Source organism: Amycolatopsis sp. NPDC003731 (assembly GCF_053586895.1).
Window position 1 is genome coordinate 1 of sequence record NZ_JBSFNC010000241.1, and the last position, 9,390, is coordinate 9,390.

7 protein-coding genes and 2 pseudogenes are annotated in these 9,390 nt (G+C 70.5%); 6 read left to right on the plus strand and 3 right to left on the minus strand.

Going from position 1 to position 9,390, the window contains the following annotated elements:
* Positions 1 to 108 precede the first annotated feature (108 nt).
* Positions 109 to 1,002, minus strand: coding sequence for a TIGR03619 family F420-dependent LLM class oxidoreductase (locus ACWDN5_RS44975; RefSeq protein ID WP_310975946.1), 894 nt, complete (start codon positions 1,000 to 1,002; stop codon positions 109 to 111).
* Between the two features lie 251 nt (positions 1,003 to 1,253).
* Here ACWDN5_RS44975 and ACWDN5_RS44980 point away from each other — a divergent pair, with 251 nt between their 5' ends.
* Positions 1,254 to 1,628, plus strand: a complete 375-nt coding sequence (locus ACWDN5_RS44980) for an STAS domain-containing protein (RefSeq protein WP_310975945.1) — start codon at positions 1,254 to 1,256, stop codon at positions 1,626 to 1,628.
* Between the two features lie 17 nt (positions 1,629 to 1,645).
* Here ACWDN5_RS44980 and ACWDN5_RS44985 read toward each other — a convergent pair.
* Both ACWDN5_RS44985 and ACWDN5_RS44990 read right to left on the minus strand, forming a co-directional pair.
* Positions 1,646 to 2,118: pseudogene (locus ACWDN5_RS44985) on the minus strand (integrase core domain-containing protein); the annotation flags it as partial.
* A gap of 85 nt (positions 2,119 to 2,203) precedes the next feature.
* Entirely contained in the window at positions 2,204 to 2,752 is a 549-nt protein-coding gene (locus ACWDN5_RS44990) for a hypothetical protein (protein WP_449680582.1), read from the minus strand.
* Between the two features lie 241 nt (positions 2,753 to 2,993).
* Here ACWDN5_RS44990 and ACWDN5_RS44995 point away from each other — a divergent pair, with 241 nt between their 5' ends.
* From ACWDN5_RS44995 to ACWDN5_RS45015, 5 genes and pseudogenes are all read left to right on the plus strand, one after another.
* A complete protein-coding gene (locus ACWDN5_RS44995) occupies positions 2,994 to 5,168 on the plus strand; it encodes a choice-of-anchor P family protein (protein ID WP_449680583.1) in 2,175 nt (724 codons plus the stop codon).
* Positions 5,169 to 5,684: 516 nt separating this feature from the next.
* Positions 5,685 to 6,344, plus strand: a complete 660-nt coding sequence (locus ACWDN5_RS45000; RefSeq protein ID WP_310975940.1) for a lytic polysaccharide monooxygenase auxiliary activity family 9 protein — start codon at positions 5,685 to 5,687, stop codon at positions 6,342 to 6,344.
* 167 nt (positions 6,345 to 6,511) lie between these two features.
* The gene (locus tag ACWDN5_RS45005) at positions 6,512 to 7,966 is read left to right on the plus strand and encodes an RICIN domain-containing protein (protein ID WP_449680584.1); all 1,455 of its coding nucleotides are present in this window, start codon (positions 6,512 to 6,514) and stop codon (positions 7,964 to 7,966) included.
* Positions 7,967 to 8,119: 153 nt separating this feature from the next.
* Entirely contained in the window at positions 8,120 to 9,166 is a 1,047-nt protein-coding gene (locus ACWDN5_RS45010; protein WP_449680585.1) for a glucose 1-dehydrogenase, read from the plus strand.
* A gap of 5 nt (positions 9,167 to 9,171) precedes the next feature.
* A pseudogene (locus tag ACWDN5_RS45015) lies at positions 9,172 to 9,327 on the plus strand (trehalase-like domain-containing protein); the annotation flags it as partial.
* Between the last annotated feature and the right edge of the window lie 63 nt (positions 9,328 to 9,390).

The following is a 9,390-nucleotide window of genomic DNA, read 5'->3' on the forward strand; positions in this document are numbered from 1 at the left end:
TCCCTTTTTTGCCCTGTGTGCGTCTCCCCCCCCCGGTCCCGCGGCCCTTCGGGGGGGGGGGGCCCCCGGGTGGCCCCCCCCCGGGGCCCCCGCCGACGTGGACCGGGCTCAGCCCTTGGCGGTCAGCTCCAGCAGCCGGCCGGTCAGGTCCAGGTGTTCCTCGATGCTGCCGGTCAGGTAGGTGAGGTCCACGAACGTGTGGTCCGGCGCCACCAGTTCGACGATCTTGGTGACCGACTCGGCGATCGCCTCCGCTTCCGTGCCCGGGGCCGCGTTCACCCGCAGCGCCACGCCCAGCGCCTGCGGGTCGCGGCCGGCGCGCTCGGCGTCCGCGCGGAGCTTGGCCAAGGTCGAGGTGATCACGTCCGCGGGGAACTGCTCGGGCACCGACCAGACCGGCAGCCAGCCGTCGGCCCGCTCGGCCACGCGGCGCAGCGACTTCTCGCCGAAGCCGGCCAGGTGCACCGGCGGCTTGCGCACCGGCTTCAGCGCGACGTTCGACTCCGCGATCCGGTAGCCGACGCCCTCGTGCGTCACGGTGTCCTTGGACCACCACGTTTCCAGGAGGTCGAGCAGGTCGTCGAGCCGCTTGCCGCGTTCGGACATCGGGACGCCGACCGCCGCGTACTCGTCCGGGGACCAGCCGATGCCCAGGCCGGGGAGCAGCCGCCCGTTGCTGGCGACGTCGATGCTGGTCAGCAGCCTGGCGAAGTTGGCGGGCTGGTACTGGGTCGCGTTGATGGTGCTCGAACCGAGCACCGCGGTCTCGGTCACGGCCGCGGCGATGGCCAGCGCGGTGAACGGGTCCTGCGCGGTGTGGAACTCCTCGGGCATGGTGTCGTAGCCCGGGTACGGCACGACCGGGTCGACCGGCGACAGCAGCCGGTCGCCGACCCACAGCCCGGCCGCGCCGGCCCGTTCCGCCTCGCGCGCGTACCGCGCGATCCCGCCCGGCGTGGCCGCCGCCTTGCCGAACACCGGAAGGCTGAAACCAAGTGGCATTGCTTCTCCCCTGAAGAGTGACTGGACTTCGTTCGGTCCTCCTGCCACTACTACTCGCATCCAGTTGCGCGTTCAAGCAGTTCCCGGTTGCGGCCGCCGGTGCCCGGATGGCCTATGCTGAGGACAGCGGTCGAGCCGACGGCCGGTACGAGACTCCCCCTGCGCTCGGGGCATCAGTTGTCGCGCGGTTTTCCGTTCCGCGATTTCACTTCAGCGTTGTACCTAGGGTGTGGCCGACGAAAGAGGCCACCATGACCACCTGCCACCAGACGCTGCCCACGGTTTCCGGCGCGGTCGAACCGCCGGACGCGCTCCACCTCACCACCCACCGGCCCGCCCCGGGCACCGCGGTCGTCGAAGCGGCCGGGGACCTGGACCTCGCCACGGCCCCGCGGCTGCGCGAACTGATCGCCACCACGGCCACGAGCACGCCGGCCCACCTGGTGATCGACCTGCGCGGCGTGCAGTTCCTCAGCGCCACGGGCTTGGCCGCCGTCGAGCACGGCTACCTGCTCGCCACCGGACGGGGCATCACCTGCACCGTGCGCGTCGACCCGGCCGGCCGGGTGCTGCGCGTGATCCGCCTGCTGCCGTGGCGCTTCGCCGAGGCGGTCGAAGCGGCCTGACGCGGCGAGGTCTGGGTGTGGTGTCCGGGGAGGTTGGTCAGCCGGGCGACCGGCGGCTTGCCGCCGGTTGGGCTGTGGGATCGGTGATGATCGTAGAAGTGCAGCCAGCTCGGTAACGCCGCCCGCCGCTGGGCCTCGGACGGATAGAAGCGGGCGTAGGCCCATCCGTCAGCCAGAGTCCGGTGGAAACGTTCGATTTTGCCATTGGTCTGCGGCCGGTAAGGCCGGGTCCGCTTCGGGATAACGCCCAGCTCGGCGCAGGTGTCGCGCCAGGCGTGGGAGCGGTAGGCCGAGCCGTTGTCGGACAGGACTCGTTCAACGGTGACGCCCCGGTCGGCGAACCAGGACACCCCCCGGCGCAGCACGGCGGTGGCTGTCACCGCGGTTTCGTCGGTGTGGATTTCGGCGTAGGCGAGCCGGGGTGGTCGTGTTCGTAGCGGCGCTGCGGTTCGCCGGTGACCCGGTCGATGCGGGACAGGCGGTTGATCCGGTTCACAACCGGAGGTCTTCACCTGTCTGCACGACAGGCCGCCAGTGGTCACCTCAACTCGGGACAACCTCCCTGGACATCACAGCTAGGAAAGCTCGACCGAGTCCAGGAGTGTTCTCGCATAACCGGTGACGGCCGCCTCGACCTCCCCACGCCCCAAGGAAGTGCAGTCCACCACCAAGACCACATTGGACTTCCGGGCGACGAACACGACCAGGCTCCCGTGCGTGCTGATCCGGGCCTCGTCGCCGACTCCGGGCACCGGCGTGTCCGCACCGAGCGTCAGCCCAGCGGACGGCCCCTGATACCGGGTGACTCGCGACGCCGCCTCGCGTTCGGCTTCCCTGGTGCCACTGCTGTTCCCGCTGCGCCGGTACAACGAGTACCGCGCCTCGACCTCGGGCGGGCCGTTCCAGACGCAGTCGGTTCCTTCGACGTCACCGGGTCCGCTGAGGTGCGCCGGCGTTCCCCCGGCGAGGCCCGGCAACCGCGGACACGCGGCCGGGAGCGACGCTGCTTCGTGCCGTCCCGGCCACCACGGGCTGAGCCACGGCCGCCAGGTCACCGCGAGCGCGGCCGCCAGCGCCACGACGGCCAGGGGCGCACCCCAGCGGAGCCACCGCCGTCCTGTCATCGGCCCCTCCCGATGTCCGGTCACCCGCAGCGTAACCGAGCGGCATCCGGGGCAGGCCGCTGGTCCATCCGGGTGGAAGCGACCGAACCTTGTTGACCGTTGGCGAACTCGCGCGTTGCCTGGTAGGGCCGGACGAGGGGCCCGGCAGGGGCGCATGGGGGATCAAGCACGCGTGAACCGTCGTGCGCTGAACAACAGCCACTAGGGGGTAGTGGAATTGTTCCATCGCAAACGCATTTCCATGGCCGGCATCCTGGCCGCATTTCTCACGTTTTCCGGAATCATCGTGCAACCGGCCGCCGCGGCCGGGTTTTCGGACAACGCCATCGGGGATTCGGTGGTCGCCACCATCGTGAACCGCGAAAACCACAACTGCCTCGACAGCGACTACAACGGAAACGTCTACCTGAACCCGTGCGGCGCGCGGGATTACTTCCAGCACTGGGAGGCGGTGGGCCACACGCTCGTCAACGTCCAGACCGGCCGGTGCCTGGACAGCAACGACGCCGGTGACGTCTACACCTTGGAGTGCAACAACGGCGAGTACCAGCAGTGGGGTGGCGGCGGCGAGCACGTCGTCGGCAACCGGAAGACGCTGCTGGCCGTGACCGCGCTCGACGAGCACTCGGTGCACGCCTACGGCCCGATCGGGCTGGACTCGCAGCTCTGGGACACGCACCTGACCGACGGTGTCTGCGATCCCGACCCGCTGACGATGAAAATCGACCAGGTGCTCGAGGACGACTGGACGAAGATCCAGGACACCCAGCAGAGCACCGAAGGCCTCGCCGGTCCGTGGGACTGGAAGGTGACGAAGGGCGTCGGCACGCACATCACGGCGTCCACGACCGCCACCGTCGGCGCGGAATTCGCCGTCGGGCAGTTCAAGGCGTCCGCGTCGGGAAGCATCACCGAAGGGGTGGTGCACGACATGACCTACACCGTCGAACTGCCGTTCCACGCAATCATCCCCCAAGGCCAGGTGATGTACGCGAATTACGGCGCGCACCGGCACAACGTCCTGTTCCACTGGCACCGCAGCGCGAAGGACTGCACCGATCTGGAAAGCGGCCAGTACAAATTGACCGTCCCGTTCGCGCAGGGCTTCTACTGGCGTTGCGAAACGCGCCTGGACCCCGATTGCCGCCGGAAGATCGAAGCGGCGAACAGCGGGACCAGCCGGGCCCGGCTCGAAGCGTCGTTCTACCCGTACTACGAGGGGCTCGAACTGGGCCCGCCGACCGAGCCCCCGCCGCCGGTCCGCAAGGCGACCAGCGTCGGCTACACCGGCCCGACGACGGCGGCCTACCACGACGCGATCATCGCGTCCGCCAAGGTCATCAGCGACGGCCGGCCGGTGGGCGCGGGCCTGGTCACGTTCACCCTCGGCCGCAGCAGCTGCGTCGCCGGCGTGAGCCCCAGCGGGACCGCGTCGTGCCCGATGGACATCACGGACACGCCCGGCGCGGCCACGATGCGGGTCGGCTACGGCGGGACGGCGGACTTCTTCCCGAGCGCCACGAGCGCGCCGTTCACCATCACCAAGGCACCGACGAAGCTCGTCTACACCGGCACCAAGCACATCGCCAACGGCGAGCCCGCCCACCTGGCCGCCGTGCTGACCGAGAACGGGCGCCTCACCGGTCCCCTCGCGGGCCGCGCGGTGCACCTCACCCTCGGCCAGGGCGCGACGCAGCAGGCGTGCGACGCGACGACGGACACCGCCGGCGCCGCGCAGTGCGACATCCCGTCGGCGGACCAGCCGCTGAACGACACCGCGACCGTGCCGGTCGGGGCGGCCTTCGCCGGGGACGAGTTCTACCTGCCGTCCAGCGACGCGGCCCAGGCCCGGCTGCAGTACTACACCGGGCGCGCGGTCGGGCTGGACGCCTCGGTGAACCTGCCGTTGCTGCCGCTGAAACTGGGGCCGGCCCCGGACACCGGCCCGGTCCGCACCGCCACGGCGTCGCGGACGACCACCCCGTGCACGGCGTCGATCGGCGTGCTGGTGGTCAACGCGCACGCGTTGTGCCCGCAGGTCGTCACCACCCTGCGGCCGGGCACGATCTCGTCGACCGTGCGCGTCGACGACGTCCACGTCGGGCTGCCGGGCCTGCCGGTGATCGACATCGCCGGGCTCACCGCGACCTCGACCAGCACGTGCACCGCCGCCACCGGCTCGGCGACGATGACGCTGAAGATCGCCGGGGTCCAGGTGACGGTGCCGACCCAGCCGAACAGCACGATCCCGCTGGCCGGCGGCGGGAAGATCGTCGTCAACGAGCAGAAACCGGTGGCGGACGCCGATTTCGGCCTGGCCGAGACGGCCGTGCACATCGTGCTGCCGGGGCTGACCGGCAACCTGGTCGACATCACCGTCGGCTCGGCGGCCAGCGCGTCGCACAACTGCACCTAGCCGGGAGTGCCCCTCGGACCACGGTTCGAGGGGCACCACCCGACGACGTGGCGCGTGACGGTGGCCGGTGCCTCCGACGACACTTCGCCGTCGATGGCCGGGCGCCTGGTCGAGATCGAGCACGTGCTCACCGCGATGACCGACGAGCTGCCGGAGTCGCCGCTCCTGCCCGACGCGGACGCGGCCGCCCACCTGGCCGCCGTGGATCCGGCTGTCCGTCGGCACCGGCGCGCGGTCACTGGCGGAGGTGCGGCTTTCGCTGCCCGGGGGTTACCTGCTCCGCGTGCTGGCGGCTGGGCGGGAACGCGGGCACGTCGCTCTCACCGTCTCGTCGTCCTGCCGAACCCGAAAGTTTCGGTGGGAATTCCGTTCTTTTCGAAACGGACACGGTGGGGAATAACCACAATTCCGGTCCGACGATTGGTTGACGTTTGTCCGGATCGAGAATAAGCTGCTGCCACCCTGGGAGCGCTCCCACATGAACCGCACGTTCTTCCGAGAATGGAGGCTCATTCCATGCGCAGGCGCACCTTCTTCGGGGCCGGCACCGGACGGCGGGGGCTCATCGCCCTCGTCACCGCCGGGCTGGCCTGCCTGTTCGTCGGGGTTCCCACCGCCTCGGCGCACGGGACCATCGTCGACCCCGCCACCCGCGCCTACCAGTGCTGGAAGGATTGGGGCAGCCAGCACACGAACCCCGCCATGCAGCAGCAGGACCCGATGTGCTGGGCGGCTTTCCAGGCCAACGCCGACACCATGTGGAACTGGATGAGCGCGTTGCGGGACGGGCTGCACGGCAACTTCCAGGGCGCGACGCCCGACGGGCAGCTGTGCAGCAACGGCTTGTCACGCAACAACTCCCTGAACACCCCCGGCCAGTGGCGGACCACCACCATCGGCAGCAACTTCTCGATGCACCTCTACGACCAGGCCAGCCACGGCGCCGACTTCATCCGGGTCTACGTCAGCAAGAACGGCTACGACCCGGCCACCCAGCGCCTCGGCTGGGGCAACCTGGACCAGGTGACGCAGACCGGCCGCTTCGCCCCGGCGAAGGACATCACCTTCAACGTCCAGACCTCCGGCTACCGCGGGCACCACGTCATCTTCACGATCTGGCAGGCTTCCCACCAGGACCAGACGTACATGTGGTGCAGTGACGTGAACTTCGGCTGACCGCATTCCGGGCCGCATCGAACAGCCGTGTTGCTGTTCGATGCGGCACGGCCGTGTTCTTTCCTGACCGATTCCGATCGGTTCCCTTCGGAACCCTGGCCGGTTCCCCGGGCGAGGTGTTACCCAATGTCTCGAAGCTGCGCAGGGATCCGGGAAGGAACGAACCGATGAAACCGACCCACTCCGTGCTCCGCAGGACGCTTTCCAAGGCGGTGCGGTTCCTGGCGCTGACCGCACTGGCCGGCGGACTGCTGGCCGCCGTCCCGCCGCAGGCCCAGGCGGCCACCTCCGGGTTCAAGGGCGTCAACTGGGCCGACACGCGGGACAACTTCGTCAACGGCGTGCTGTACGTCTCCGGGCTCGGCGCCTCCGACACGTACTCCTCGGCCGCCGCCACGGCCGACCAGGTCGTCGGCCAGCTGTACTCGATCACCGGGGCCGGCACGGTCCGGATGCCGATCAACGAACCGACGGTCGCCGGCTACTGGGGCACCTACACCGGGGCGATCGACACCGCGCTCAGCAAGGGCAAGGTGATCCTCGCCTACTGGGCCTACACCGGCGGCAAACCCACGGACACCGGCCGGTTCCAGCAGATGTGGGACACCGTCGTCGCCAAGTACGGCAGCAACCCGAACGCCTACTTCGAGGTCATCAACGAGCCGTACGCCTACAGCGCTTCCGCGCTCAACGACTTCTACGCCGCCTGGCTGGCCCGGTACCCCGGCGTGCCGCGCAGCCGGGTCATCCTCGACGGCACCGGGTACGCCCAGAACGTGCCCGCGGTCGGCGGCGACCGGCGGCTCGACGGGACGCTGCTGGCGGCCCACGACTATTCGTTCTTCGCCGGCTACGAAAGCGAAACCGAGTGGGCCGACCACCTCGGCGGCTACATCGGCGCGTACGCGGACCGGACCATCGTCACCGAGTGGGGCGGCCCGATGTCGCCCGGCAGCAAGAACGGCGTGCACTACGACACGCTCGACTACAGCATCCCGAGCGGGTCGTTCTTCGCCGACTACATCCGGGGCGTCAGCGGCAAGATGCGCAGCCTCGGCGTCGGCAGCGTGTACTGGCCGGGCCTGCGCGACGGCGACTGGTACAGCATGACGACCAAGGCCGGCACCGGCCCGGGCATCAAGCTGTCGCTGTCCAACCCGAGCGGGCTGACCCGGCTGCGGTACGCGTGGGGCCTGGGCGACGGCGGCGGCACCTACGTCCGGATCGTCAACGCCGCCACCGGCCTGTCCGTCGACGGCCTGGGCCGCACGGCCGGTGGCTCCCCCGCCGGCCAGGCGAGCGCCGACCCCGGCCGCGCCGACCAGCAGTGGGTGATCGAGAACGCCGGCAACCGCGTGCGGATCAAGAACCGCGCCACCGGCCTCTACCTCGACGGCGCGGGCCGCACCACCAACGGCGCCGCGGCGGCCCAGTACGCCGGGAGCGGCAGCAGCAACCAGCTGTGGTCGGTGGTGACCGACGCGAACAACGTCCGCATCCGCAACAGCAGCACCGGCCTGTACCTCGACGGCATGGGCCGCACCGGCAGTGGCGCCGACGTCGGCCAGTACGGCGACAGCGGCAGCGCCAACCAGCGGTGGCGCATCATCGCCGCCGGCTGAAGTGTCACCCGGACGGGGCCGGTTCCCGGTCCCGTCCGGCCCTTCTGCACCGCATCGTCGCATTTGCACGCTGATTGCTGCCCGCACGCATGTTTTGCGGAGCGCAACGGCGTCAACCCGTGATCGAGCACGCCGTCGCGGGAAGGAACGAAGATGCGAGCGCTGACCGTTGTGCCGGAACAGAAGGGCTCCCTGCAGGTCGCCACGGTGCCCGACCCGCAACCGGCGCACGGCGAGCTGCTGGTGCGCGGCCTCGCGCTCGGCGTGTGCGGCACGGACAAGGAGATCGCCCGCGGCGAGTACGGCTGGGCGCCACCCGGCCGGGACCGCCTGGTGCTGGGGCACGAATCACTCGGGCAGGTGATCACCCCCACCGGCGACTTCGCCGAGGGCGACCTCGTCGTCGGCGTCGTCCGGCGGCCCGACCCGGTGCCGTGCGGCGCGTGCGCGGCCGGCGAGTTCGACATGTGCCGCAACGGCCGCTACACCGAGCGCGGCATCAAGGAGATCGACGGCTACGGCAGCGAACTGTGGACCGTCGAGGCGGACTACGCGGTGCGCCTCGATCCCCGCCTGCGGGACGTCGGCATGCTGATGGAACCCACGACGGTGGTCGCGAAGGCGTGGGAGCAGATCCAGCGCGTCGGGGCACGCGCGTGGTTCGAACCGAAGCGGGTGCTGGTGACCGGCGCGGGCCCGATCGGGCTGCTCGGCGCGCTCCTGGGCGTCCAGCGCGGCCTCGACGTCCACCTCCTCGACCGCGTCACCGACGGCCCCAAGCCCCGCCTGGCCGAGGCGCTCGGCGCGACCTACCACCACGAGCCGATCGAGAAGGTGCTGGCGTCCCTGGAGCCGGACATCGTCCTCGAAGCCACCGGCGTCGGCTCGCTGGTCTTCGACGCGATGGCGGGCACCGCTTCCTACGGCATCGTCTGCCTCACCGGCGTCTCCTCCACCGGCCGCAGCCTGACCGTGGACGCCGGGACGATCAACCGCGAGCTCGTCCTCGAGAACGACGTCGTCATCGGGTCGGTCAACGCCAACCTGCGCCACTACCGGGCCGCCGCCGACGCACTCGGCCGCGCGGACCCGGATTGGCTGGGCGGGCTCGTCACCCGGCGGGTGCCCCTGAGCCAGGCGGCCGACGCCTTCGAAGCGGGCGACGACGACGTCAAGGTCGTCCTCGACCTCGAGCGCTGATCGCCGTGGCCCCGATCGAGGACTACGCCCTCCTGGGCGACCTGCACACGGCCGCGCTGCTCTCGCGCGACGGCGCGATCGACTGGCTGTGCCTGCCGCGCTTCGACTCCCCGGCCTGTTTCGCCGCCCTGCTGGCCGACGAGCACGCCGGCACCTGGCGGACGCGGGTGACGGCGAACCGCTGATCCACACCGTGCGCGGCGTCGGGTACGTCGTGCGGCAGG

What these genes read in the sequence shown, in the direction of transcription:
- ACWDN5_RS44975 (WP_310975946.1), bottom strand. Translation starts at nt 1,002, where the DNA reads ATGCCACTTGGTTTCAGCCTTCCGGTGTTCGGCAAGGCGGCGGCCACG.
- ACWDN5_RS44980 (WP_310975945.1), top strand. Translation starts at nt 1,254, where the DNA reads ATGACCACCTGCCACCAGACGCTGCCCACGGTTTCCGGCGCGGTCGAA.
- ACWDN5_RS44990 (WP_449680582.1), bottom strand. Translation starts at nt 2,752, where the DNA reads ATGACAGGACGGCGGTGGCTCCGCTGGGGTGCGCCCCTGGCCGTCGTG.
- ACWDN5_RS44995 (WP_449680583.1), top strand. Translation starts at nt 2,994, where the DNA reads ATGGCCGGCATCCTGGCCGCATTTCTCACGTTTTCCGGAATCATCGTG.
- ACWDN5_RS45000 (WP_310975940.1), top strand. Translation starts at nt 5,685, where the DNA reads ATGCGCAGGCGCACCTTCTTCGGGGCCGGCACCGGACGGCGGGGGCTC.
- ACWDN5_RS45005 (WP_449680584.1), top strand. Translation starts at nt 6,512, where the DNA reads ATGAAACCGACCCACTCCGTGCTCCGCAGGACGCTTTCCAAGGCGGTG.
- ACWDN5_RS45010 (WP_449680585.1), top strand. Translation starts at nt 8,120, where the DNA reads ATGCGAGCGCTGACCGTTGTGCCGGAACAGAAGGGCTCCCTGCAGGTC.